This window comes from Gemella haemolysans, from assembly GCF_028308085.1.
GTDB lineage: Bacteria > Bacillota > Bacilli > Staphylococcales > Gemellaceae > Gemella > Gemella haemolysans_D.
On sequence record NZ_JAQMFS010000072.1, the window covers coordinates 1 to 318 of the forward strand.

1 protein-coding gene is annotated in these 318 nt (G+C 33.0%); it reads right to left on the minus strand.

The window, feature by feature from the left end; all coding sequences use genetic code 11:
• The coding region (locus PNO30_RS06095) for a Spy0128 family protein (RefSeq protein ID WP_271987544.1) at positions 1-318 on the minus strand (318 nt) is incomplete at both ends.

Sequence of the window (318 nt, forward strand, 5' to 3'; positions counted from 1 at the left end):
TGTTACACTTGTTTTTTCTGCAGGAGTGTATTGGTTTGTGAATTTTAATTCTTCAGGTGTTTTTGATACTGTTGCATTTAGTCTATTTGCTTGTGCATCTTTTGTTACACTCACTTCTACTTTATACACAGTTTTATCATATGTAATACCTGGTTCGTTCCCTACAACTTCTGATATTTTGTACTTATGTGTACCTACTTGACTTTCGTCATATTCGATTCCTGCAAATGATATTGTTCCATCTGCTTTGTTCGTTACCGTTTGAAGTACTTTATCTTTTTCGTCTTTCAACTCAAAACTATATTTTCCTTCTTCTAG